The following is a 22,358-nucleotide window of genomic DNA, read 5'->3' on the forward strand; positions in this document are numbered from 1 at the left end:
TCAGCGCCCGCGCCACACCGGGCTGCGCTTCTGCGCGAACGCGGCCGGGCCCTCGCGGGCGTCGTCGCTCGCGAGCATCGCCTCCGCGCGGTCGTAGCGGGCGTGCATCGCGTCGGCCAGGTCGGGGTGGCGGGCGCTTTGCAGCATCACCTGCTTGGACGCCTGCAGCGCCAGCGGTGCGCAGCGCAGGATCATCGCGGCCACCTCGCGGGCCCGGGCCTGCAGGCGATCCTTCGGCACCACCTCGTTGACCAGGCGGATCCGCGCGGCGTCGGCGGCCGCGATCCGGTCGGCCGTGAGCACCAGCCACATCGCGTCCTTCATGGGCATCTGCCGCGGCAGCCGCTGCAGCACGCCGCCGCCCAGCGCGGCCAGGCCCACCAGCGGCTCGGGCAGGCCGAACTGCGCATCGTCCGACGCGATGGCGATGTCGCAGGCCGCCACGATCTCCACGCCGCCGCCGAGGCACAGGCCGTTCACCGCGGCGATCACCGGCTTGAACAGGTCGAACCGGTGCGTGAGGCCGGCGAAGCCGGTGTCGGGCTTGGTGTGGTCGCCCGTGGCGGCCAGCGCCTTCAGGTCGGTGCCGACGCAGAACGCGCGCTCGCCGGCCCCGGTGACGATGCACACGCGAAGATCGGGGTCGTCGCGATAGCGGTCGAAGCAACCGGCGAGCTCGAAGTGCGCCTCGCGGTGCACGGCGTTGAGCACCTCGGGGCGGTCGAGCGTGATCGTCAGCAGCGGGCCGTCGACCTCGTAGCGGCAGTGGCGCAGTGGCGTGTCGCCCATGCGCGTCAGCCGGCGGCCCGGCCGCTGGAGGCGTCGGCGCGGGGCCGGCGCAACCGCGGCAGCGGCGGGGTCATGCGCTCACCACCGGGGCTTGAGCGTCTGCGTCACTTCCGGCTTGCCGTTGGTCACCCTGACGAAGAAGCTCTCGCGGTCGAGGTCGCCCTTGTCGTCGTAGCGCACGTCGAACAGCACGCCCGGATAGTCCTTGGCCAGGAATTGGGCCCCCTTCATCGCCGTGGCGAAGGCCTTGGGGTCGAGCTTGCCGACCTTGTCGTAGCCCGCCTTGGCCACGTGCATGCCGATGTAGCCCTTCATGGCGTTGTGGTCGGGCTTGATGCCGTACTCGGCCTGGTACTTCTGCGCAAAGGCCCGCACCGTCGGGTTGGGCGCGTCGGCGGTCAGGCCCACGTGCGCGATGATGCCGTTGGCCGAGTCGCCGGCCAGCTCGATCACCTTGTCGTTGGCCAGCGTGGTCTCGCCGACGACCGGCTTGTCGTAGCCCTGCTTGCGGATCTCCTTCAGCAGCCGCGCCGACTCCTCCTCGTTCAGGTAGACGAACAGCGCGTCGGCGTTGGCCTGCTTGGCCCTGAGCACCGTGGACGAGAAGTCCACCTGGCTCTGCTCGGTGGAGATGTCCACGGCCACCTTGACCCCGGCCGCCTCCATCGCCTTGGTGATGACGTCGCGGCCGCCCTTGCCGAAGTCGTTGTTGACGTAGACCACGGCGACGCTCCTGGCCTTCAGCGTCTCGGTGAAGTAGCGCACCACCTTCGGCATCGCCGCGGCCTGCGTGAACGAGCTGCGGAACACGTACGGGTTGCCCTGCTGCGTGATCGCCGCGGCCTCGCCGCCGATCACGTTGGGGATCTCCGCACGGCGCGTCTCGGCCATCGACACGAGGATCGAGCCGGAGAACACCGGCCCCACCACCAGCGGCACGCCCTGGTCCACCGCCTTGGCCGCCAGGGCCTTGGCCACGCCAGGCTGCGTCTGCGTGTCGGTGGCGGTGTAGGCGATCTGGCGCCCGAACAGGCCGCCGGCCGCGTTGATCTCCTTGACCGCCAGCCTCACGCCGTTGTTGAAGTTGGTGCCGGCGGTGGCGCCCGGACCGGACAGCTCCACGATGCCGGCCACGGGGATGGGTTGGGCCAGGGCGGTCAGTGCGCCGCCGGCCAGCAGCAGGGCCGCGGCGATGCGGCTCGGACGATTGAGCATGGGAGGTCTCCTCGGGATGGGGTCGCTTGACGCGGACCAATGTACGAACGCGCGTCGTTCGCTGTCCATCCGCGCAGGGCAATACGCGCCATTGCATTGCGCAATGACCTACGGGTCAACCCTTGCGATTCCGCGATGCAGGCGGCACGTTGCCGAGGAACAGGGTGGCGATCACGCCGCGCAGCCAGCGGTTGCCGGGCTCGTGGTGGTAGCGGGCATGCCAGTGCTGCTTGACGGTGAAGCCGGGCACGGTCACCGGGCACGGATGCAGCGTGACGCCGCTCGCCGAGGCCAGCGTCTGCCCGATGTGCTGCGGCAGCGTGGCGATCAGGTCGGTGGTCGACACGATGGCGGCCAGGCCCAGGAAGCCGGGCAGTTCCAGCACCACGCGGCGTTCGATCCGGTGCCGCTCCAGCGCCTCGGCCAGCAGCTGGGCCCCGGTGCCGCCGACGATGCCGATGTGCGCCTCGTCCTTGAACTGGCGCAGCGTCAGGTTGCGGCGGATGCGGGGGTGCTGCGCGTTGGCCAGGCACACCCAGCCCTGCGGGAACAGCGCCTGCTGATAGAAGCCGGACTCGAGCCAGGGCACGAAGCCCAGCGCCAGATCCGCGTCCCCGACCTGCAGCGCGTCGGCCGTGTCGGCGTCGATGCGCGCGGCCTCCAGGCTCACGCCCGGCGCCAGCGCACGCACATGGGCGAGCAGCTGCGGCAGCAGGGTCACGTGGCTGGCGTCCGTCATGCAGATGCGAAAGCGCCGCGTGGACGACCCCGGCTCGAAGGTCGAGCCGCGCGCCGTCAGGCTGCGCAGCGCGTCCAGGGCCTGCCGCGCCGGCTCGATCAGCTCGTCCGCGCGCGGCGTGGGCTGCATGCCGGTGGGGGTGCGCACGAACAGCGGGTCGTGCAGCTGCCGGCGCAGCTTGGACAGCCAGATGCTGACGGTGGGCTGCGACAGCCCGAGCTGTTCCGCGCTGCGCGTGACGCTGTGCGTGCTGTAGAGCAGGTCGAACAGCCGCAGCAGGTTCACGTCCGGCAGCGCACTGCCCGACGAAGGCTCGGCCGTCTTCCGCTTGTTCATTGTCAAATGCAATGTACGCCATTTCGCTCATTGCATCGACAAGCATGCGATCGCTGCCTAAGGTGCGTGCTCCTGAAGGAGGGGTGTCTTGAGAGTCTGCATCCTGGGCGCCGGGGCGCTCGGCTGTTCGATCGGCGCGGCACTGGCCGAGGGCGGGTCGGACGTGTGGCTGATCAACCGGTCCGCCGCCCATGTGGACGCCATCAATGCCCGGGGGCTCCGGGTGCGCGAGGGCGACCGGGAGCGCACCGTGCGCGTGCGTGCCGCCTGCGACACGCGGGGCCTCGAGGCCATGGACCTGGTCGTCGTCCTGGTCAAGTCGTACGACACGCGCGGCGCGATGGACGCCGCGACGGCGCTCGTGGGCGAGCGCACGGTCGTCATGTCGCTGCAGAACGGCCTGGGCCACGAGGACGAGCTGGCCGCGGCCGTGGGCCGCCCGCACGTGGTCGCCGGCAAGACCTACGTCGGCGGCGTCATGCTCGGCCCGGGCCACATCATCGGCGGCACGCGCGGCAAGAAGACCTTCGTCGGCGAACTCGACGGGACGCGCAGCCCGCGCATCGAGGCCATCGCCGCCGAGTTCAACCGGGCCGGGCTGGACACCGCCGTCACCGACAACATCGTCGGAACCATGTGGGACAAGCTGCTGGTCAACGTGGCCACCGGCGCGCTGGCCGGCATCACGCGGCTGACCTACGGCGCGCTGTACCAGGTGCCCGAGGTCGAGGCCACGGCGCTGGCGGCGGTGGCCGAGGCCATGGCCGTGGCGCGCGCCAAGGGCGTGCGGCTGTCGGTGGGCGAGCCGCGCGAGGCCTGGACCCTGGCCTCGGCCGGCCTGTCGGCCGACTTCAAGACCTCCATGCTGCAAAGCCTCGAGCAGGGCAAGCGCACGGAGGTGGACTTCATCAACGGGGCGGTCGTGCGCGAGGGCGAGCGGCTGGGCATCCCCACGCCGGTCAATCGCACGCTGGTCGCGTGCATCAAGGGCATCGAGAAGGGACTCCTGTCATGAGCACGCCCAAGGCGTACATCGAGCACGTGGCCGTGTGGGTGCGCGACATCCACTGGCACATCCGCTTCTTCCGCGAGGTGCTGGGCATGGAGATGCGCGAGCTGCAGGGCCCGCCGGACAACCCGGCGCAGTACTGGACGCTGGGCGGCATGCAGTTCATCGCGTCGCCCGACTTCGCCGGCTCGGAAGGCCGCCTGGGCCACCTGGGCGTGATGTGCGAGGACCAGGCCGCGGCGATCGCGCTCGCGCTCGATCGCGGCGCCACACCGATGCCGCAGGGCCCCAACTGGCTGCGCCTGCCCGACGGGCTGGTGCTGGAACTGATGCAGGCCAAGCCGGCCCGTGCGGTGGCGCAGGCCCTGGCCGTGAACGCGAGAGCCGAAGCATGAACGCGAAGACCGATCCGACCGACAAGTACTGGGACGACGCCGTGGTGGGCGAGGAATGCATCAGCCCCGCCTACGAGGTGACCGAGGCCCGCGTGATGGCCTACGCCGACCTGACCGGCGACCACACGCCGGTGCACACCGACGAGGCCTATGCGCGCACCACGCCGTTCGGCACGCGCGTCGCGCACGGGCTGTTCGGCCTGTCCATCGCGGACGGCCTGAAGACGAAGAGCGCGATGCGCTTCGTGCCCGGCATGTCGCTCGGCTGGGAATGGAGCTTCGTCGCGCCGATCAAGCTGGGCGACGTGGTGCGCGTGCGCTTTCGCGTCGCCAGCAAGCGCGAAAGCAACAGCAAGCCCGGCTGGGGCATCGTGATCCTGCCGTCGGAGCTGATCAACCAGCGCGACGAGGTGGTGCAGAAGGGCGAGCACCGGCTGATGATCCCGAAGCGAGGCCACTGATGCAGCAGCTTCCCCTGGCGGGCATCCGCGTCGTCGACTACTCGCACTTCCTGGCCGGCCCCTACGTCGGCCGCTGCCTGGCGGCCATGGGCGCGGACGTCATCAAGGTCGAGCGGCCGACCACGGGCGACGCGGGCCGGCAGAGCCCGTACCTGCTCCACGGCCACAGCGGCTACTTCATGCAGCAGAACATGGGCAAGCGGGGCCTGTGCCTGAACATGAAGGACCCGCGCGGCGCGGAACTGATGCGGCGCCTGACCGACGGTGCCGACGTCTTCGTCGAGAACTATCGCCCGGGCGCGCTGGCGAAGCTCGGCCTGGGCTACGAGACGCTGGCCTCGCGCAACCCCGGCCTGGTCTACGCCTCGATCTCGGCCTATGGCCACACCGGGCCGGACTCGCACCGCCCCGGGTTCGGCCTCATCGCCGAGGCCAAGAGCGGGATCATGCAGATGGTGGGCGAGCCGGGCCAGGCGCCGCCCCTGCTGCGCATCGCGCTGGGCGACATGTACACCGGCATCCACGCCGTGGCGTCGATCTGCGCGGCGCTGCTGGGGCGGGTGAAGAGCGGCAAGGGCCAGCACATCGACCTCGCGCTGTACGACTGCCTGATGTCGATGCACGAGTACGCGGTGCAGTGCTACACGCTGTCGGACGGCAAGGAAGTGCCGGTGCAGACCGGCCACGACCTGCCGACGTCGACGCTGTACGGCGTGTTCGAGGCGAAGGACGGCTGCGTGGTGATCGCCGCGCAGGTGGACGACGCGTGGAAGCGCTTCGCGCTGCTGGCCGGCGGGCCCGCCTTCGCGGGCGATACGCGCTTTCACAGCGCCCCGGGCCGCAACACGCACCGGCTGGAGATCCTGCCGGTGGCCAAGGCCTGGGTGGCGCAGCGCACGGTCGCCGAATGCCTGGCGGCGCTCGACGCCATCGACGTGCCCGCGGCCAAGGTGCAGCGGATCGACGAGGTGCTGGCCGACCCGCAGATCCTGGCGCGCGGCATGGTGATCGAGCAGACGCATCCGGTGGTCGGCAAGGTGAAGCTGCCCAACGTGCCCTTCCACTTCTCCGACTGCGACATCACCTGCACCGTGCCGGCGCCGCTGCTGGGCCAGCACAACCGCGAGATCGCCGCGGAGCTCGGGTTCGCGCCGGCCGAGATCGACGCCATGGTGGCCGACGGCGCCCTGTATGCGGAGGCCCTGCCGTGACGGACCCTGCCACGGACCGCTACGCGCTGTTCGGCAACCCGCTGGGGCACAGCAAGTCGCCGCTGATCCACAACGGGTTCGCCAAGGCCCTGGGCCACGACGTGCACTACAGCCTGATCGAGGCGCCGCCCGGCCAGTTCGCGGCCGCCGCAACCGCGTTCCGCGACGGCGGCGCCAAGGGGTGCAACATCACCGCGCCGTTCAAGCTCGACGCGTTCGCGCTGGCCACCCATCGCATGCCGCGCGCGGAACAGGCGGGCGCGGCGAACTGCCTGAAGTTCGAGCCCGACGGCCGCATCCTCGCCGAGATGTTCGACGGCGTGGGCCTGGCCCGGGACATCGAGCACAACCTCGGCGTGGCGATGAAGGGCCTGCGCGTGCTGGTGCTGGGCGCCGGCGGCGCCGTGCGCGGCGCGGTGGCGCCCTTCCTCGACGGCGGCCCGGCCCGGCTGGTCATCGCCAACCGCAGCGTCGACAAGGCGAAGGACCTCGCACGCCGCTTCGCCCGTGGCGCCACGGTGGAAGGCTGCGGCTATGCCGACCTGGCCGGCGAACGCTTCGACCTCGTCGTCAACGGCACCAGCGCGAGCCTGCGCGGCGAACTGCCCCCCGTGCCCGCCACGGTGTTCTCCGGCGCGAAGCTGGCCTACGAGCTGGCCTACGCCAAGGGGCTGACCCCTTTCCTGCGCCTGGCGCACAACGCCGGTGTCCCGCAGCTGGCCGACGGCGTGGGCATGCTGGTGGAGCAGGCGGCCGAGGCCTGGGTCTGGTGGCGCGGCGTGCGGCCGCCCACGCAGGACGTGATCCGCCAGCTGACGGTGCCCCTGCGCTGATCGCCGCCGCCGGACGGGGCTCGGGCCGACTTCGACCACCGTCACGCCCGAGGCAGCGACGTTCGTGCTGCCTCCCACGTTCGACAGAGGCGCCCCGCGATGCTTCGCGGGTAAAGTGCCTGCGGCACGGATCGATGCAGGGAGGAGCCTCATGACCATCGCCGAAGCCCCCGGGGGTCCCACGCCCTCGGAGTGGGACCGCTTGCGCACCATCGCGCCCGCACCGGCGCGCGCCGTCGAGCAGGTGTACGGGCTGGAATTCACCGGTTCGGGCAGCGAGTACTTCCGCATCTGGATCGTCAACCTGCTGCTCACGCTGGTGACCTTCGGCCTTTACTACCCCTGGGCCAAGGTGCGCAAGCTGCGCTACTTCTACGGCAACACGCGCCTGGCCAACCACGCGTTCGACTTCCACGGCGACCCCACGCGCATGCTGCGCGGCTACCTGCTGGTGGGCGCCCTGTTCGCCCTGTATGCGTTCGCGGGCCAGATCTCGGCGACCGCAGGACTGATCGCCCTGGTGATCGTTGCCGCGATCTGGCCAGCGCTGTTTCGCGCTTCGCAGCGGTTTCGCCTGGCGCAGACCAGCTGGCGCGGGCTGCGCTTTGCCTTCAGCGGCGACACGGCAGGTGCCTACAAGGCGCTGCTGCCGGGCTTCGTGGCGGCGATCGTCTTCGTCGGCTTCCTGGCCCTCGTGACGCCCGACGAGCAGGGGGCCGCACAGGGCACCGGGCAGGCCGCGAGCATGCCCGGATGGGTGATCCCTTCGATGGTGTTCGTCACCTTGCTGTTCTACGCCGCGCTGCCCTACACGATCTGGCTGCTCAAGCGCTACCAGCACGACCACTACCAGTACGCCAGCGTGCGCACACGCTTCACGGCCAGCCGAGGTTCGTTCTACCTGCTGGCGCTCAAGGCGGCGGGGTTGCTGGTCGGCGCCGTCGTGCTGGTGGGCGTGGCGTTCGGCTTCGCCTTTGCGGGCGGCCGGCCGGGCGCCGGGCGCATCGTGTTCGGCTTGCTGGTGGTGTTCGCGGTCTACGCGGCCCTGCTGCTGACGCTGCAGCCCTACATCGTCTCGCGGATGCAGAACCTGGTGTGGTCGCATACCGAAAGCCGCAGCCTCGGCTTCGCGAGCGACCTGCGCTTCCTGGCGCTGATGCGGCTGACCGCGGTCAACTGGTTCCTGATGCTGCTGACGCTCGGGCTGTACTGGCCCTTCGCCGCCGTGGCGACGGCACGCTTGCGCCTGGCGGCCGTCACGGTCACCGCTCGCACCGACCTCGACGCGCTGGTCTCGCGCGGCAACCGAACCATGGACGACGCCGCCGGCGACGCGGCGGCCGACCTGTTCGACATCGACATCGGCATGTGATCACGGTCGACTACTTCGACGGCGAGTCGGCGCGCGCGCATCCGGCGCGCCTGTCCTGGGCCGCCGACATGCTGGTCATCGCCTGGGACGGCGGCGAGCGCCAGGTGCACCCGCGCGACGTGCAATGGCCCGAGCGCCAGCGCCACGGCACGCGCATCGCCCACCTGCTGCCGCATGCGGGCGGCGGCAGCCTGCAGGGCCACGACAGCGCGGCCTGGGACGCGTTCGTACGCCAGCGCCCCGGCGCGTCGGGCGACAGCCTGGTGGTGCGTGCGCAGCAGAGCTGGCGAGGGGTGCTGGCCGCGGTGGTGCTGCTGATCGGTGTCGCGGTGTCGGCCTATGTGTGGGGCGTGCCGGCACTCGCGCGGGGCGTGGTCGCCGCGCTGCCGCCAAGCGCCGACAAGGCCGTGGGCGAGCTGGCGCTCGACAGCGTGAGAAGCTGGCTCAAGCCGACCGCGGTGGCGCCCGAGCGGCGTGCGCGCATCGAAGCCGGCTTCGCGCGCCTGGTCGAGGCGTCGTTCCCCGACCCCGCCACGCGACCGGCCTACACGCTGCGCTTCCACGCCAGCAGGATCGGCCCCAACGCCTTTGCGCTGCCCGGCGGCACCATCGTGATCACCGACGAACTCCTCGCGCTCATGCCCGACCGCGACGACGCGGTGCTCGGCGTGCTGGCCCACGAACTCGGCCATGTGCGGCTGCGCCACGGCATGCGCCTGCTGGTGCAGGTGTCGCTGCTCAGCGCGGCCACCAGCATCGCGTTCGGCGACTTCAGCAGCGTGCTCGCCGCGGCACCGGCGCTGGTGGGCCAGCTCGACTACTCGCGCGACGCCGAGCGCGAGGCCGACGCCGAGAGCGCGCGCCTGATGAAGGCCGCAGGCCTGCGGCCCGATGCGATGGTCGAATTCTTCGAGCGCGTGCAGCGCTGGAGAAACAGCGCGGAAGGCCGCAGGCTTGGCGCCGACGCCGACATGGGCATCGCCTTCTCGAGCCATCCTGCCGACGCCGAGCGCATCGCCTTCTTCCGCGCCGCCAGCCGGTGACCGGCGCGGGTGCCCAAGGGCGCCGCGCCGAAGTATGGCCTTCGACGGGTTTGCCCTAGCAGAAGCAGACCCCGGCCCCGACTTTCGTTGTGGGCCCGCGCGCCCGCCGCTGCCTAGAGTCGTCGCGTCGCACTCACGTCGAACGCATCATGACGACCGCTCCGGTGCTCCTCGAACGGGAGGGTGCCATCGCCACCCTCGTCTTCAACCGGCCCGAGCAGCTCAACGCGCTGGACCTGCCCTCGGCCCAGGCTTTCGCCGCGGCCTGCGCCGCGCTGGCCCAGGACGCCGGCGTGCGCGTGGTGGTGCTGCGCGGCGCGGGGCGCTGCTTCGGCGCGGGCGGCGACCTGCAGGGCTTTGCGGCCGGCGATCCGGCGGAACATGCCGGCCGCCTGATCGAGTCCATGCACGTCGGCCTGGCCCACCTGGCGGCGATGAACGCGCCGGTGATCGCCAGCCTGCACGGCAGCGTGGCCGGCGGCAGCATGAGCCTGGCCCTGGGGTGCGACCTGGCCATCGCGGCCGACAACGCGCGCTTCAACCTGGCCTATGCCAAGGTGGCCGCCAACTGCGACGTGGGCGGCTCCTGGTCGCTGCCGCGCCTGGTGGGCCTGCGGCGCGCGATGCAGATCGCCCTGCTGTCCGAGACCTTCGACGCCCAGGAGGCGCTGACCCTGGGCCTGGTCAACCGCGTGGTGCCGGCCGCCGAGCTGGACGCCGCCACGCGCGACTGGGCCGTGCGCCTGGCGCAGGGGCCGACGCTGGCCTATGGCCGCATGAAGCGGCTGCTGCGCAGCAGCTTCGACCATGACCTGGCCACGCAGCTGAAGCTGGAGCAGCAGGGCTTCCAGGCCAGCGCCGCCACCGACGACTTCGCCGAGGCCGTGGCGGCCTTCTTCGCCCGACGCCCCGCGCAGTTCAACGGGCGCTGACGCACCCCCCAACCGGACACCCCCGATGACCCGAGCCCTCCAGACCCGCGTCACCCAATTGCTGGGCGTGCGCTACCCGATCATCCAGGGCGGCATGCAGTGGGTGGGGCGCGCCGAGCTGGCCTCGGCCGTGTCCAACGCGGGCGGCCTGGGCATCCTGACCGCGCTGACCCAACCCTCGCCGGACGCGCTGGCCGCCGAGATCGAACGCTGCCGCGGCATGACCGACCAGCCCTTCGGCGTGAACCTCACCATCCTGCCCACGGCCAGCCCGCCGCCCTATGCCGACTACCTGGACGTGGTGATCAAGACCGGCGTCAAGGTGCTGGAAACGGCGGGGCAGAGCCCGAAGGAGTTCATCGCCCGGGCCAAGGCGGCCGGCGTCGTCATCGTCCACAAGTGCACCTCGGTGCGCCACGCCCTGTCGGCCGAGCGCAATGGCGTGGACGCCATCTCGATCGACGGCTTCGAGTGCGCCGGCCACCCCGGCGAAGACGACGTGGGCGGCCTGGTGCTGATTCCGGCGGCGGCGCGCCAGGTGCGGATTCCCCTCGTGGCCTCGGGCGGCATTGCCGACGGCCGCGGCATGGCGGCGGCCCTGGTGCTGGGCGCCGAAGGCGTGAACATGGGCACGCGCTTCTGCGCCACGCAGGAAGCGCCCATCCACGACCACATCAAGCAGGCGCTGGTGGGCGCGACCGAACGCCACACCCGGCTGATCTTCCGTACGCTGCACAACACCGGCCGCGTGCTCAAGAACGCGATCTCCGACGAGGTGGTGGCCACCGAGCAGCGCCCGGGCGGCTGCGAGTTCGGCGACGTCCGCCACCTGGTGGCCGGCGCGCGCGGGCGCGAGGCCCTGCGCACCGGCGAGGTGGACAGCGGCCTGGTGTGGGCGGGCCAGGTGGTGGGCCTGATCGACGACGTGCCCACCTGCGAGGCACTGATCCAGCGCATGGTGGCCGAGTGCCTGGAGCGCCTGGACGCCAGCCGCCGCTGCTACGCGTGACACGCGACGACCCGGGTTGAACCGATGCTCGACCTGCGCCCGCGACGCCCCTGGGAGGACGACGACGCCGCGCGGTTCCGCGCCGCGGTGCGCCGCTTCGTGGAGGCCGAGGCGGTGCCCCGCGACCCGGGCTGGCGGCAGCAGCGGTGCGTGGACCGCGAGTTCTGGCGCCAGGCGGGCGCGCTGGGGTTCCTGTGCCCGAGCCTGCCCGAGGCCTACGGCGGCAGCGGCACCAGCTTCGCCTTCGAGGCCATCGTCGACGAGGAGCTGGCCTACGCCGGCATCACGAGCTTCGCCCGCGCCGTGCACGGCACGATCGTGGCGCACTACATCCTGCGCTACGGCACCGAGGCGCAATGCCGCAAGTGGCTGCCCGGCATGGCCGACGGCACGCTGATCGGCGCCATCGCGATGACCGAGCCGGGCGGCGGCTCGGACCTGCAGGCCCTGCGCACCCGCGCGCGACGCGACGGCGACCACTTCGTCGTGGACGGCTCCAAGACCTTCATCACCAACGGCCAGAACGCCGACCTGGTGGTGCTGGCGGTGAAGACCGACCCGAGCCAGGGGGCCCGCGGCATCAGCCTGCTGGTGGTGGAGACGGCCGGCCTGGGCGGGTTCCGCCGCGGCCGCAACCTGCACAAGATCGGCATGCACGGCAGCGACACGGCCGAGCTGTTCTTCGACGAGGCGCGCGTGCCGGCAGCCCACCTGCTGGGCGCGCCGGGCCAGGGCTTCGTGCAGATGATGGAGTCCCTGCCGCAGGAGCGCGTCGCCATCGCCGTGGCCGCGCAGGCCGGGATGGAACGGGCCGTCGAAGTGACCGTGGCCTACGTGAACGAGCGCCGCGCGTTCGGCCAGGCGTTGATGGACTTCCAGAACACGCGCTTCCAGCTGGCCGACTGCCTGAGCACCGCCCGCGTGACACGCGCCTTCGTCGACCAGTGCGTGGCCCGGCACATGGCGGGCGAACTGAGCGCGGTGGACGCCTCCATGGCCAAGGCGTGGACGACCGACCGGCAGTGCGAGGTGCTCGACAAGTGCCTGCAGCTGCACGGCGGCTATGGCTTCATGGACGAATGCCTGATCGCCCGCCTGTATGCCGACGCCCGCGTGCAGCGCATCTACGGCGGCGCCAACGAGATCATGAAGGAGCTCATCGCACGCTCGCTGCGCTGAGCCGCAACCCACGGGAGCACGGACGATGGACTATTCGGGCAAGAACGCCTTCGTGGCGGGCGGGTCCAGCGGCATCAACCTCGCCATCGCCGACGCGCTGGCCGCCGCGGGCGCCCACGTGGCGGTGCTGAGCCGCCAGCAGGCCAAGGTGGACGCCGCGCTCGAGCAGCTGCGCCGCCACGGCCGGCGCGTGCTGGGCTTCGCCGCGGACGTGCGCGACGCGGCCGCGGTGCAGCAGGCCTTCGACGACACGGCGCAGGCCTTCGGCCCGATCGACGTGGTGGTCTCCGGCGCGGCCGGCAACTTCATCGCGGCGGCGCAGGCGCTGTCGCCCAACGGCTTCAAGTCGGTGATGGACATCGACCTGCTGGGCACCTTCCACGTGATGCGCGCCGCCTGGCCGCACCTGCGCAAGCCGGGGGCCGCCCTGCTCAACATCACCGCGGCCCAGAGCTGGATGCCCACGCCCGGGCAGATCCACGTGTGCGCGGCCAAGGCCGGCATCGACCAGATCACGCGCACCCTGGCCATGGAATGGGGCCCCAGCGGCGTGAGGGTGAACGCCATCGCGCCCGGGCCGGTGGAAGGCACCGAAGGCATGCAGCGCCTGGCGCCCACCCCCGAGGCCGTGCAGGCGTGGACCCAGGCCGTGCCGCTGCAACGCTTTGCCCGCAAGGACGACATCGCCCGCGCCGCCCTGTGGCTGTGCTCGGCCGAGGCGGCCTATGTCACCGGCGTGGTGCTGTCGGTGGATGGCGGGCTGGCACTGGGGGGGTCCAGTGCGGTGGTGCGGGCGATGTGGGGTTAGGGGGAGGGGTGGCTGACGAGGCGATGGGGGGTAGGCGGCTCGGAAGAGGGGCGGTGTCGGCTTGGGCTGGGCATGTGCTGTTGGGCTTGGGACGCCCTTGGAATGGCTGGTAATCGGCAGGTTCAGACTGGGTGCGGCCGCTCAGGCTCGGCAGTGGAACGGCTGCTTTGACTAGACAGGGTCACTCGCGCTCGCCGGCTGAACGGCCGGACCGGCACGAAATGGGATCGACTGCGCTCTCTGGGATCTGGAAGCCAAGCGCACGGGCATTGTCGTCTGCAACGCATCGGCCAGCCGCGACCCGGGCGCGTGCCCACCGCGATGACGATCGTGATGTCAAGCCCCGATCGCATGGCATGCGAGGCCTCGAAGCTGAGCGACTTTGCGATGGTCGAACAGCCACTGCCTGCAGGGCGTGATGCGGGCCTCGCCGGCTTGCCGGCAGCGACCGTTTTCTGCGCCGACGAGAGTTTCCACACGTCTGCAGACCTGCCGCAGGTCTCTGGCCGCTATGGCTGCATCAACATCAAGCTCGACAAGTGTGGCGGTCTCACCGAGGCCTTGCGGATCCTCGACCGCATCAGCGTTTGTTCACCCCGCCGGTCGGAGTGAACTGAGGTCCTCACGCAGGCGGTCGCTAAGCGGTTGCGGCATCTTGGACGGCCACGAGACGTATACGTGCGTCAAGCTGCCCGAGGCGAACGCGAGCCTCTCGTCGTCGCGGAACAAGCCCAACTCGTAACGCACACTCGACCGGCCGATGGCGCCAACGCGCACGCCGCAGGCCACCCGGTCCGGAAACGCTACCTCGGAGAAGTATTGGCAACTGTTGGCGACCACCAAGCCGACCACGTCGCTGCGCTGGACCGAGAGAAGACCACGCTCGATTAGCCAGCCGTTGACCGCGCTGTCGAACCACGTGTAGTGGACCGCGTTGTTGACGTGGCCGTAGATGTCGTTGTCCCGCCACTGGAGACTCACGTCTCGGAACCAGGCGTAAGCCCCGCGCGGCTCCGGCCGCGCTCGCTCGGGACTCGTCAATGCCATGCCGTCACGCCGCTGCGCCAGCGTAAGGCACCTCCTGCCGACCGTAGCGACGCACCCGCACGTTGGCCTGCTCTCCGTGAGCGATCATGCCTTCCATCGAACACAGGCGCGAGCAGTAACGGCCGATCAGCGCGCTTGCCTCGTCGGTCAGCACGCGCTGGTAGGTGCAGGTCTTGATGAACTTGCCGACCCACAGGCCGCCGGTGTAGCGCGCCGCCTTGCCGGTCGGCAGGGTGTGGTTGGTGCCGATCACCTTGTCGCCGTAGGCAACATTGGTTCGCGGGCCGAGGAAGAGGGCGCCGTAGTTCTTCATGTGGCGCAGGAAGTGATCCGGGTCGCGTGTCATCACCTGAACGTGTTCGCTCGCGATGCGGTCGCCCTCGCTCACCATCTCGGCCAGCGTGTCGCAGACGATCACCTCGCCGTAGTCGCGCCAGCTCACGCCGGCTGTGTTGGCCGTGGGGAGGATCTTCAGGATGCGTTCCACCTCGGCCATCGTCTCGTGAGCCAGCTTCTCGCTGTCTGTCAGCAGGATCGCCGGCGTGTTGTAGCCGTGTTCGGCCTGGCCGAGCAGGTCGGTGGCGCAGATCTCGGCGTCCACGGAGTCGTCCGCGATGATCAGCGTCTCGGAAGGCCCGGCGAGCAGATCGATGCCCACACGGCCGAAGAGCTGCCGCTTGGCTTCGGCGACGAACGCGTTGCCGGGGCCGACGATCACGGTCACCGGATCGATGCTTTGCGTGCCGAGCGCCATCGCGCCGATCGCCTGCACACCCCCAAGCGTATAGATCTCGTCGGCGCCGCCCAGCTTCATGGCGGCCACCACCGCGGGGACGGGCTGCCCGTTCACGGGTGGCGAACTCGCAACGATGCGCGGCACGCCGGCCACCTTGGCCGTCACTACTCCCATGTGCGCCGATGCGATGAGCGGAAACTTGCCGCCCGGGACATAGCAGGCGACGCTCTCGACCGGCATGTTCTTGTGGCCCAGCACCACCCCTGGCATCGTCTCCACTTCGACGTCCCGCAGTGCGTCCTTCTGCACCTGGGCGAAGTTGCGCACCTGCTTCTGGGCGAACCGGATGTCATCGAGTTGGCCGGCGCTCAGCGTGCGCACGCAGGCGTCGATCTCGGCCTCGCTGAGCCGAAAGCTCTCCGGCTCCCACTTGTCGAACTTGGCCGAGAGTTCGCGCACCGCGACGTCGCCGCGCGTGCCGATGTCGGCCAGGATGCCGCTGACGGTGTCGCGCACCTTCGCGGCGTCGTCGGCGGATTGGGAGGCCGTGCGGCCTGTCTTCAGGGTGCGGATCATTGAGTCAGACTCCTTGGGGACGGGGTTGATCGTTCAGTGGTGACCGGGTGCCACGCCGAGCCAGCGCTGCTGCGCGGCGCTGTCGGCCATCAGTTCGGAAGAGGCCAGCGTGGTGGCGATCCGGCCGTTGACCATCACCGCCACCGAGTCGCACACCGCGGTGGCCAGTGCGAGCTGTTGTTCGACGAGCAGGAGGGCCATGCCGTCGTCGGGCAGCTTGCGCAGCACCTGCACGAGGTGCTCGACGATGACGGGCGCCAGGCCTTCGCTCGGTTCGTCCATGATCACCAGCCTGGGGTTCATCAGCAGCGCGCGGGCGATCGCCAGCATCTGCTGTTCGCCGCCGGACAGCTGCGTGCCGCCATTGTTCTTCCGCTCGGCCAGGCGTGGGAACGTCGCGTAGACGCGGTCGATGTTCCACTTCGCTCTCGGGCCCTGAGAGACGAGCAGCAGGTGTTCGTGCACGGTCAGCGACGGGAAGCAGCGCCGGCCCTGCGGCACGATTGCGATGCCACGACGCGCGACCTGGTTCGACGGCCGGCCGGCGAGTTCCTCGCCGTCCAGCCTGACCGAGCCGCGGCTCGTCTTCACCAGACCCATCACGCTGCCGCACAGCGTGGTCTTGCCCATGCCGTTGCGGCCGACGATGGCCAGCGGTTTGATGCCGACGTCGAGCGACACGCCTTGCAGGATGTGCGCCTGGCCGTAGTGGACGTCGATGTCGCGGACTTCCAGCATGTCAGGCCGCTTTCTTGCCGAGGTAGATCTCGTGCACCCGTGGGTGATCGACGATGCGTTCCGGCGGCTCCTCGACCATCACCTCGCCGTCCTTCATCACGGTGACGATGTCGGCTATCGGCAGCGCAACGTCCATGTCGTGCTCGATCAGGATCAATGTCAGCGTTGCCGGCAGCGAGCGCAGCAGCGCACTCAATTCGGGCCGTTCGGCGGGCGACAGTCCCGCCGCAGGCTCGTCGAGCATCAGCAGGCGCGGGTTGCACGCGAGCGCCATGCCGACCTCCAACTGGCGCCGCTGTCCGTGACTGAGCGAGTCCACGGTGTGGTGGAGACGGTGCGACAGCCGAACGCGCTCGGCCAGCTCACTCACTTCTCGGGTCTGGTGATCGCTCGCGCGGGGCAACCGAAACGAAAAGCGCGCCGGCCGCGCGCCGCGAAACGCGACGAGCAGGTTGTCGGCCACGGTCAGCCCGTTGAACAGCAGCGACGTCTGGTAGGTGCGGCCGATGCCATGGCGCGCGCGCTGGTGCGCCGGCAGGTGCGTGATGTCCGCGCCGTGCAACCGGACCGTGCCCGATGTGGGCGGGAAGTCGCCGCAGATCAGGTTGAAGAGCGTCGTCTTGCCCGCGCCGTTGGGGCCAAGCACGGCGCGGCGCTCGCCCGCGGCCACCGTCATCGTCACCGACTTGACGGCCTGCAGCGAGCCGAAGCGCCGGCCGACGGCGTCCAGTTGCAGCGCGGGCATGGTCATGGCGTGCTCGGCGGTCGTGCTCAGTTCGCCGGCGGGCAGTTCGGGTTGTCGCGCGACGGCGAGCCGAGCGCGAGGAACTGGTCGCGCGGCATGCCCAGCGTCTGCGACACGGCCTCGAACTTCTGCACCTGGGTCGTGTAGAGCCTGCCGTCGCGCTCGACGATCCTGCGGATGAAGTTGTCGGCGATCGCCTGACGGTTCTCGTCGAGGCGCACCTTGCCGCCCATCGGGGTCGGCACCGTGAGCTTGGCGAGCGCGGCCTGGAAGGCCTTCTGGTCGCCCGACAGGTCGCCCTTGACCTGCTCGAGCGCCATCAGCGTCGCCTTGGCCGCGATGTAGTAGTGCACCGCATTGATCGATGGCGCCGCGAAGCCGTCGGGGAAGCGCTTCTTGTACTTGTCGACGAAGGCGGTCCACGTCGGGTCGTCGCTGTCGTCAACCAGCGGGCCGGCGGTGATGAGGCCGTTCATCAGACGGCGGTGTGGGCCGCGCGCGCTCATCACCACCTGGTCGGCCGCCACCGAACCGGCGATCAGCGGCTTGTTGGCGCCGGCTTGCGCGTACTGTGTCAGGAAGGCGAGCGCATCGGTGCCACCGTGGACCACGAGCACCGCATCCGCATTGGCGGGGATGCGCGCGATCGTGCTCGCAAAGTCGGTGGTGCCGAGCGGGCTCCACAGCTTGGTGACCTTGCCGCCGGCCTTGCAGTATTCCTGCATGAAGCCGAACACCTGCGCGTACGGGAAGGCATAGTCCCCCGCGACGATCGCCACGTGCTTGGCGTTGAGATTCTTGTACGCGTAGGTGCCCAAGCCTGCAATCCACTGCATGCCGTCGCCGTTGAAGCGGAAGAAGTTGGGGCTCGGGTCGCGCATCGTCGTGTCGGCCGCAGCCGACTGGCCGTTCACGATGGTCTTGCCCTTGAGCGTCTTCGAGTAGTCGCGCAGTGCGATGCCCTCAGCGCCGGACAGCGGGCCGATGATGATGTCGACGTTGTCCTGCTCGATCAGCTTGCGCGCGCGGGCGAGTGCCACGTCGGCCTGCGCGTTGGACGACTCCCTGATCCACTCGATCTTGCGACCGGCGACGGTGTAGTTGGCTTCCTCGAAGGCCATCGTCAGCGCACGCACGGCATCCTGGCCGCCGGTGGCGAAGGTGCCTTCGAGCGTCTTGATCGAGCCGATCTTGATCGGCGCGCCTTGTGCCATGGCTGAACTGGCGAGTGCCAGCAGTGCAGCGGCGGCCAGGGTGGCGACTTGGGTTTTGTGCATGGGTTTCATGGGCATCTGTCTCCGTGGTGGTGGATGAGGGACTTCAGGCGGCCGGTTCGGCGGCAGCCGGTTCGGGAGGCGATTCGGGCTTGCCGTGCAGGCGCTCGCGCAGGCGCTTGACGAGGCCGGTGAGCCCGTCGGGCGAGGCGAGGACGATGACCAGGAACACCAGTCCGATCAGCGTGTTGAAGCGATCGCGGTCGTAGAGACTCGCGGCGAAGGTGTCGAAGAAGACGAACACCAGCGCACCGATGAAGGCACCGAGCGGCGAAGCCAGCCCGCCGATCACGGCCATGATCAGCACGTTAATCGTCGCGCCGAGGCCGACGCTGCCCGGTGAGATGCCGATGTTGTAGATCGTCACCAGCACGCCACCGCAGCCGGCGATCAAGCCCGCAAGGCCGAAGGCGGCGATGCGGTGCAGCCCGACGTGGTAGCCGAGCGCGGCCACACGCCTCGGGTTATCGCGAATGCTCTGCAGCACCAGGCCGAAAGGCGTGCGCACGACGACGAGTACGCCGACGTAGAGCAGCAGCGCCGTGCCGAGCGCGACGTAAAAGAACAGGTAAGTGCTTCGGAACGGCAGCCCAAACAACTCGGGCCCTATCACGCCGCGGATGCCCTCGTAGCCGTTGAACCAAGCGATGTTGCTTTCGACGAAGCGGTAGAAGCCCATGCCGAGTGCGAGCGTGATCATCAGCATGTAGATCTCGCGCGTGCGAACCGCGATCGCCCCGACGAGCAGCCCGGCGAGCGTCGCTACCAGCAGCGCGAGTGGGATCGCCGCCGCGTACGGCAACCCGCCGACGATTGACGGTGTCGCGCCCTGGACGAAGACGGCGAGGACGTAGCCGGCAACGCCCGCCAACGCCATCTGAGCCAGCGAGACGAAGCCGCCGTAGGTGGCGAGGAAGGTGAGCGACAGTGCGATCACGCCGTAAACCAGCGAGCGCCCCAGGATGTTCGCGGTCCAGAAGGCGGCCTGGTTGGCCGGCAGCAGCACGGTCAACAGCACGGGCGCGAGCGCCATCAGCGCGGCGGCGATGAGGCCTGCGCGAAGCTGCGTCCGGGTTGCGTTCATGGCGCCGCCTTTCCGAGCAGCCCCTGCGGCCGCACCGCCAGCACCGCGGCCATGATCACGAAGGTGAGGATCACGGAGTAGGTCGGGAACAGCGCCTGGCCGACCTGCTCGGCCATGCCGACCAGGAGCGCGCCGACCGCCGTGCCTACGATCGAGCCCATGCCGCCGACGATCACCACCACCAGCGAGGTCAACAGGAAGCGGCCATCGACGCCCGGCGCGAGCGGCTGCGCGGTGGCCCCGATCACGCCGCCGAGGCCGGCTAGCGCCGCGCCGAGCGCGAACACCGTGATCGCGACCAGCGGCACATTGATGCCGCAGGCGGTTAGCATCGCGCGGTCGTCGACGCCGGCACGCACCATCAGGCCGAGCTTCGTGCGGTTGAGCAGCAGCCACAGGCCGATGCCGACCGCGAGCGCGAAGACGATCTGGAACAGGCGGAAGGTCGGGTAGCCGCCGACCAGCGGCAGCGTGGTCGAGCCGAACAGCGCCTCGGGCGCGAAGAACTGCCGCGGAGTGCCGCCGAACGCGGCCAGTAGCTGGTCGGCTGCGACAATCGAGATGCCGATCGTCACCAGCGCCTGGCGCAGCTCCTGGCCCTGCATCCAGCCGAGGAAGACCTTCTGCATCACGACGCCGGCCACTGCCGCTACCGCGGCCCCGACCACCATCGCCAGCGGCCACGCGTAGGCCGCGCCCTTGTCGTAGAGCGGCTCAAACACCGCGTAGGCGACGTAGGCCCCGAGCAGGAACAGCGAACCGTGCGCCATGTTCACCGTGCGCATCAGGCCGAAGATCAGCGAGAAGCCCGCGGCGACGATGAAGTACAGCGCCGCCAGCGTCAGGCCGTTGAGCAGCACGGTACCGATGACTTGAGCGGACATGGGGCTCCCGTTCCGGCCCGCGCAAGGGCGGCCGGTTGGCAGGTGGAGGGGCGGGCGGGTGGTCGGCGTCGGGCGTCAGCCGACGGCGCCTTCGGCCTTGACGATGCGCACGCGGGAGGTGTCGCGACCCTCGTGCTGCTCGGCGGCGAGACCGTTGACGTAGTCGTCGCGCACCCCCTGCGGCGCGGTCGGCACTGGCGGGAAGTCCCACCAGCCGACGACGTTGCTTGCAGCGATCGATACGTCGCGCGTGATCGGTACCTCGACCAGCGCGGGCGCGTTGGCGTCAAGCGCGCGCTTGATCGCCGGGCCGATATCTTCGACGCGCTGCACGCGCACGCCGATCTCAAGGCCGAAGCTCTTGGCCAGCGCCGGGAAGTCGGCGGAGTAGGGCTGGCCGGTGCGGCGGTCCTTGAACTCGCTGATGATGTTGCGGCCCATCAGCGCGTCCTGGCCGTCGCGGATGCTGATGTAGCCCGCGTTGTTGAGCACCAGGAAGACGACAGGGATCTGGTAGGCGACGCAGGTGGCGAGTTCTTGCACGCACATCATGAAGTCGCCGTCGCCGATTATGCAGACCACCGGCGCGTCCTTCTTCGCCAGCTTGGCGCCGATCGCTGCCGGTAGCGCGAAGCCCATCGGCGAGTAGCTGCCCGGGGTAATGTGGGTGCGCGGCTCGTAGATCGGGAAGTCCTGCTTCGTGCTCGACTGCGGATGGCCCGAGCCGACGGTGACGATGCCGTGGCGCGGCAGCACCTTGCGCAGCTCGCGCAGCGTGCGCAGCATCGTGGTGGGAATCTTGTCGTGGTTGCGGCGCGGGGCCTGGATCGCGTCCCACTCGGCCCAGCCGCGGCGCAGCTCGGCGTGGTAGGCCTCGCGCCGGCCGAGCGCGGCCTTTGCCTGGGCGTCGGAGATGCCGGCGTTCAGGTCCTCGAGCACCAGCCGCACGTCGCCGACGATGCCGACCTCGGCCGGGTAGTTCTTGCCGATCTCGCGCGCGTCGATGTCGACCTGGATCAGCTTGCTGTCGGGGATCGAGAAGCTGACGCCCTTGCGCCACGACGACGCCGACCAGTCGGTGAAGCGGCAGCCGAGCGTGAGGATCACGTCGGCCTTGGATGCGAAGCCGTTGCCGGTGAGCGAGCCGGGCCAGCCCACCGTGCCGGCGTTCATCGGGTGGTCCTCGGGCAGCGCACCCTTGCCGTTCCAGGTGAAGACGACGGGGATGCCGAGGCGCTCGACCAGCGTCTTCAGCGCCGCGCTGGCGTTGCTCGTGATCGCTCCGCCGCCGACTGCGATGCAGGGCCGCTCAGCCTTCAGCAGCAGCGCGATCGCCGCTTCAATCGCTTTCGCGTCCGCGCGCGGCTTGCCCACCGGCAGGCGCTTGTCGAGGTCGGCGACGTCGATGTCGGTGAAGGCGCTCTGCACATCCAGCGGCACTTCGACGTGCACGGGGCCTGGCCGGCCGGTGAGCATCGCGTTGAACGCGCGGTGCATCACGAAGGGTGTGTGATCGGGTCGGAAGAGGTCGAAGTTGCGCTTCGTGACCGATCGCGTGACCTGCAGGAAGTCGGGCACGTTCTCGCGGTCCATCTCCTGCATCACGCCGTGGCCGCGCATGTGGGTGCTGGCGCTGCCGGTCAACAGCAGCAGCGCGGTCGAGTCGCAGTAGGCGTTGGCCAGCCCCATCACCGTGTTTGCTGCGCCCGGGCCGATCGACGTGACCGCCGCGATCGGCTGGCCGGTGACACGGTAGTGCGCGTCGGCGATGTGCACCGCGGCCTGCTCGTGCATCACCTGCACCACCGGCACGTCGGAGCCCTTGTCGTTGAACGCGTCGAGTAGGTTCCAGTTGCCGTGGCCGGGCAGGCCGGTCACGTACGGTACGCCGTAGGCCTTGAGCGCCTTGCCGATCACGTGGCTGGTGGTGAGCTTCATCGGTG

At 70.0% G+C, this 22,358-nt stretch carries 23 protein-coding genes and 1 pseudogene; 13 read left to right on the forward strand and 11 right to left on the reverse strand.

Going from position 1 to position 22,358, the window contains the following annotated elements; genetic code table 11:
- The 3 genes from AC2EAQ_RS09200 to AC2EAQ_RS09210 form a co-directional block, all read right to left on the reverse strand.
- Positions 1 to 789: an enoyl-CoA hydratase-related protein gene (locus tag AC2EAQ_RS09200; RefSeq protein WP_484642455.1), complete on the reverse strand. Its 789-nt coding sequence runs from the start codon at positions 787 to 789 to the stop codon at positions 1 to 3.
- Between the two features lie 78 nt (positions 790 to 867).
- Positions 868 to 2,004, reverse strand: a complete 1,137-nt coding sequence (locus tag AC2EAQ_RS09205) for an ABC transporter substrate-binding protein (protein WP_484642457.1) — start codon at positions 2,002 to 2,004, stop codon at positions 868 to 870.
- A gap of 115 nt (positions 2,005 to 2,119) precedes the next feature.
- Positions 2,120 to 3,079: a LysR family transcriptional regulator gene (locus tag AC2EAQ_RS09210; RefSeq protein WP_484642459.1), complete on the reverse strand. Its 960-nt coding sequence runs from the start codon at positions 3,077 to 3,079 to the stop codon at positions 2,120 to 2,122.
- Positions 3,080 to 3,167: 88 nt separating this feature from the next.
- Between AC2EAQ_RS09210 and AC2EAQ_RS09215 the strand changes: the two genes are divergently transcribed.
- From AC2EAQ_RS09215 to AC2EAQ_RS09275, 13 genes and pseudogenes are all read left to right on the forward strand, one after another.
- Positions 3,168 to 4,094: a ketopantoate reductase family protein gene (locus AC2EAQ_RS09215; RefSeq protein ID WP_484642461.1), complete on the forward strand. Its 927-nt coding sequence runs from the start codon at positions 3,168 to 3,170 to the stop codon at positions 4,092 to 4,094.
- Positions 4,091 to 4,483 (forward strand): VOC family protein, encoded by a 393-nt coding sequence (locus AC2EAQ_RS09220; protein WP_484642466.1) that lies wholly within the window; start codon positions 4,091 to 4,093, stop codon positions 4,481 to 4,483. The genes AC2EAQ_RS09215 and AC2EAQ_RS09220 overlap by 4 nt, the downstream gene beginning before the upstream one ends.
- Positions 4,480 to 4,944, forward strand: coding sequence for a MaoC family dehydratase (locus AC2EAQ_RS09225; RefSeq protein ID WP_484642468.1), 465 nt, complete (start codon positions 4,480 to 4,482; stop codon positions 4,942 to 4,944). Before AC2EAQ_RS09220 ends, AC2EAQ_RS09225 begins: the two co-directional genes overlap by 4 nt.
- On the forward strand, positions 4,944 to 6,155 hold the full coding sequence (locus tag AC2EAQ_RS09230; RefSeq protein WP_484642471.1) for a CaiB/BaiF CoA transferase family protein: 1,212 nt from the start codon (positions 4,944 to 4,946) through the stop codon (positions 6,153 to 6,155). Before AC2EAQ_RS09225 ends, AC2EAQ_RS09230 begins: the two co-directional genes overlap by 1 nt.
- On the forward strand, positions 6,152 to 6,988 hold the full coding sequence (gene aroE, locus AC2EAQ_RS09235; RefSeq protein WP_484642473.1) for a shikimate dehydrogenase: 837 nt from the start codon (positions 6,152 to 6,154) through the stop codon (positions 6,986 to 6,988). Before AC2EAQ_RS09230 ends, aroE begins: the two co-directional genes overlap by 4 nt.
- A gap of 151 nt (positions 6,989 to 7,139) precedes the next feature.
- Positions 7,140 to 8,360, forward strand: coding sequence for a YjgN family protein (locus AC2EAQ_RS09240; RefSeq protein ID WP_484642476.1), 1,221 nt, complete (start codon positions 7,140 to 7,142; stop codon positions 8,358 to 8,360).
- Positions 8,357 to 9,403 (forward strand): M48 family metallopeptidase, encoded by a 1,047-nt coding sequence (locus tag AC2EAQ_RS09245; protein WP_484642478.1) that lies wholly within the window; start codon positions 8,357 to 8,359, stop codon positions 9,401 to 9,403. The genes AC2EAQ_RS09240 and AC2EAQ_RS09245 overlap by 4 nt, the downstream gene beginning before the upstream one ends.
- A gap of 149 nt (positions 9,404 to 9,552) precedes the next feature.
- A complete protein-coding gene (locus AC2EAQ_RS09250) occupies positions 9,553 to 10,335 on the forward strand; it encodes an enoyl-CoA hydratase/isomerase family protein (protein ID WP_484642481.1) in 783 nt (260 codons plus the stop codon).
- A gap of 25 nt (positions 10,336 to 10,360) precedes the next feature.
- The gene (locus AC2EAQ_RS09255; RefSeq protein ID WP_484642486.1) at positions 10,361 to 11,344 is read left to right on the forward strand and encodes an NAD(P)H-dependent flavin oxidoreductase; all 984 of its coding nucleotides are present in this window, start codon (positions 10,361 to 10,363) and stop codon (positions 11,342 to 11,344) included.
- Positions 11,345 to 11,368: 24 nt separating this feature from the next.
- On the forward strand, positions 11,369 to 12,523 hold the full coding sequence (locus AC2EAQ_RS09260) for an acyl-CoA dehydrogenase family protein (protein ID WP_484642488.1): 1,155 nt from the start codon (positions 11,369 to 11,371) through the stop codon (positions 12,521 to 12,523).
- A gap of 25 nt (positions 12,524 to 12,548) precedes the next feature.
- Entirely contained in the window at positions 12,549 to 13,331 is a 783-nt protein-coding gene (locus AC2EAQ_RS09265) for an SDR family oxidoreductase (RefSeq protein ID WP_484642490.1), read from the forward strand.
- 217 nt (positions 13,332 to 13,548) lie between these two features.
- Positions 13,549 to 13,656: pseudogene (locus tag AC2EAQ_RS09270) on the forward strand (hypothetical protein); the annotation flags it as partial.
- On the forward strand, positions 13,641 to 13,943 hold the full coding sequence (locus AC2EAQ_RS09275; protein WP_484642493.1) for an enolase C-terminal domain-like protein: 303 nt from the start codon (positions 13,641 to 13,643) through the stop codon (positions 13,941 to 13,943). The pseudogene AC2EAQ_RS09270 and the gene AC2EAQ_RS09275, both read left to right, overlap by 16 nt.
- Here AC2EAQ_RS09275 and AC2EAQ_RS09280 read toward each other — a convergent pair.
- The 8 genes from AC2EAQ_RS09280 to AC2EAQ_RS09315 all read right to left on the reverse strand — a co-directional run bounded on the left by AC2EAQ_RS09280 (position 13,923) and on the right by AC2EAQ_RS09315 (position 22,353).
- Entirely contained in the window at positions 13,923 to 14,312 is a 390-nt protein-coding gene (locus AC2EAQ_RS09280) for an acyl-CoA thioesterase (RefSeq protein WP_484642496.1), read from the reverse strand. The two genes, AC2EAQ_RS09275 and AC2EAQ_RS09280, sit on opposite strands and share 21 nt — an antisense overlap.
- Before the next feature lie 70 nt (positions 14,313 to 14,382).
- Positions 14,383 to 15,690, reverse strand: a complete 1,308-nt coding sequence (gene hisD / locus AC2EAQ_RS09285) for a histidinol dehydrogenase (RefSeq protein WP_484642498.1) — start codon at positions 15,688 to 15,690, stop codon at positions 14,383 to 14,385.
- Positions 15,691 to 15,723: 33 nt separating this feature from the next.
- Positions 15,724 to 16,428, reverse strand: coding sequence for an ABC transporter ATP-binding protein (locus tag AC2EAQ_RS09290; RefSeq protein ID WP_484642500.1), 705 nt, complete (start codon positions 16,426 to 16,428; stop codon positions 15,724 to 15,726).
- A 1-nt stretch (position 16,429) separates the two neighbouring features.
- On the reverse strand, positions 16,430 to 17,179 hold the full coding sequence (locus AC2EAQ_RS09295; protein WP_484642504.1) for an ABC transporter ATP-binding protein: 750 nt from the start codon (positions 17,177 to 17,179) through the stop codon (positions 16,430 to 16,432).
- A 20-nt stretch (positions 17,180 to 17,199) separates the two neighbouring features.
- Positions 17,200 to 18,450, reverse strand: coding sequence for an ABC transporter substrate-binding protein (locus tag AC2EAQ_RS09300; protein WP_484642509.1), 1,251 nt, complete (start codon positions 18,448 to 18,450; stop codon positions 17,200 to 17,202).
- 43 nt (positions 18,451 to 18,493) lie between these two features.
- On the reverse strand, positions 18,494 to 19,531 hold the full coding sequence (locus AC2EAQ_RS09305; RefSeq protein ID WP_484642512.1) for a branched-chain amino acid ABC transporter permease: 1,038 nt from the start codon (positions 19,529 to 19,531) through the stop codon (positions 18,494 to 18,496).
- The gene (locus AC2EAQ_RS09310) at positions 19,528 to 20,415 is read right to left on the reverse strand and encodes a branched-chain amino acid ABC transporter permease (RefSeq protein WP_484642514.1); all 888 of its coding nucleotides are present in this window, start codon (positions 20,413 to 20,415) and stop codon (positions 19,528 to 19,530) included. The genes AC2EAQ_RS09305 and AC2EAQ_RS09310 overlap by 4 nt, the downstream gene beginning before the upstream one ends.
- A gap of 75 nt (positions 20,416 to 20,490) precedes the next feature.
- Positions 20,491 to 22,353, reverse strand: a complete 1,863-nt coding sequence (locus tag AC2EAQ_RS09315) for a thiamine pyrophosphate-binding protein (protein ID WP_484642517.1) — start codon at positions 22,351 to 22,353, stop codon at positions 20,491 to 20,493.
- Positions 22,354 to 22,358: the final 5 nt, after the last annotated feature.

It is taken from the genome of Aquabacterium sp. T101 (assembly GCF_057219775.1).

Excerpts from the sequence above, each read along its gene's own strand:
- AC2EAQ_RS09200 (WP_484642455.1), bottom strand. The coding sequence starts at position 789 with ATGGGCGACACGCCACTGCGCCACTGCCGCTACGAGGTCGACGGCCCG.
- AC2EAQ_RS09205 (WP_484642457.1), bottom strand. The coding sequence starts at position 2,004 with ATGCTCAATCGTCCGAGCCGCATCGCCGCGGCCCTGCTGCTGGCCGGC.
- AC2EAQ_RS09210 (WP_484642459.1), bottom strand. The coding sequence starts at position 3,079 with ATGAACAAGCGGAAGACGGCCGAGCCTTCGTCGGGCAGTGCGCTGCCG.
- AC2EAQ_RS09220 (WP_484642466.1), top strand. The coding sequence starts at position 4,091 with ATGAGCACGCCCAAGGCGTACATCGAGCACGTGGCCGTGTGGGTGCGC.
- AC2EAQ_RS09225 (WP_484642468.1), top strand. The coding sequence starts at position 4,480 with ATGAACGCGAAGACCGATCCGACCGACAAGTACTGGGACGACGCCGTG.
- AC2EAQ_RS09230 (WP_484642471.1), top strand. The coding sequence starts at position 4,944 with ATGCAGCAGCTTCCCCTGGCGGGCATCCGCGTCGTCGACTACTCGCAC.
- AC2EAQ_RS09240 (WP_484642476.1), top strand. The coding sequence starts at position 7,140 with ATGACCATCGCCGAAGCCCCCGGGGGTCCCACGCCCTCGGAGTGGGAC.
- AC2EAQ_RS09250 (WP_484642481.1), top strand. The coding sequence starts at position 9,553 with ATGACGACCGCTCCGGTGCTCCTCGAACGGGAGGGTGCCATCGCCACC.
- AC2EAQ_RS09255 (WP_484642486.1), top strand. The coding sequence starts at position 10,361 with ATGACCCGAGCCCTCCAGACCCGCGTCACCCAATTGCTGGGCGTGCGC.
- AC2EAQ_RS09260 (WP_484642488.1), top strand. The coding sequence starts at position 11,369 with ATGCTCGACCTGCGCCCGCGACGCCCCTGGGAGGACGACGACGCCGCG.
- AC2EAQ_RS09265 (WP_484642490.1), top strand. The coding sequence starts at position 12,549 with ATGGACTATTCGGGCAAGAACGCCTTCGTGGCGGGCGGGTCCAGCGGC.
- hisD (WP_484642498.1), bottom strand. The coding sequence starts at position 15,690 with ATGATCCGCACCCTGAAGACAGGCCGCACGGCCTCCCAATCCGCCGAC.
- AC2EAQ_RS09290 (WP_484642500.1), bottom strand. The coding sequence starts at position 16,428 with ATGCTGGAAGTCCGCGACATCGACGTCCACTACGGCCAGGCGCACATC.
- AC2EAQ_RS09295 (WP_484642504.1), bottom strand. The coding sequence starts at position 17,179 with ATGACCATGCCCGCGCTGCAACTGGACGCCGTCGGCCGGCGCTTCGGC.
- AC2EAQ_RS09300 (WP_484642509.1), bottom strand. The coding sequence starts at position 18,450 with ATGCACAAAACCCAAGTCGCCACCCTGGCCGCCGCTGCACTGCTGGCA.
- AC2EAQ_RS09305 (WP_484642512.1), bottom strand. The coding sequence starts at position 19,531 with ATGAACGCAACCCGGACGCAGCTTCGCGCAGGCCTCATCGCCGCCGCG.
- AC2EAQ_RS09310 (WP_484642514.1), bottom strand. The coding sequence starts at position 20,415 with ATGTCCGCTCAAGTCATCGGTACCGTGCTGCTCAACGGCCTGACGCTG.
- AC2EAQ_RS09315 (WP_484642517.1), bottom strand. The coding sequence starts at position 22,353 with ATGAAGCTCACCACCAGCCACGTGATCGGCAAGGCGCTCAAGGCCTAC.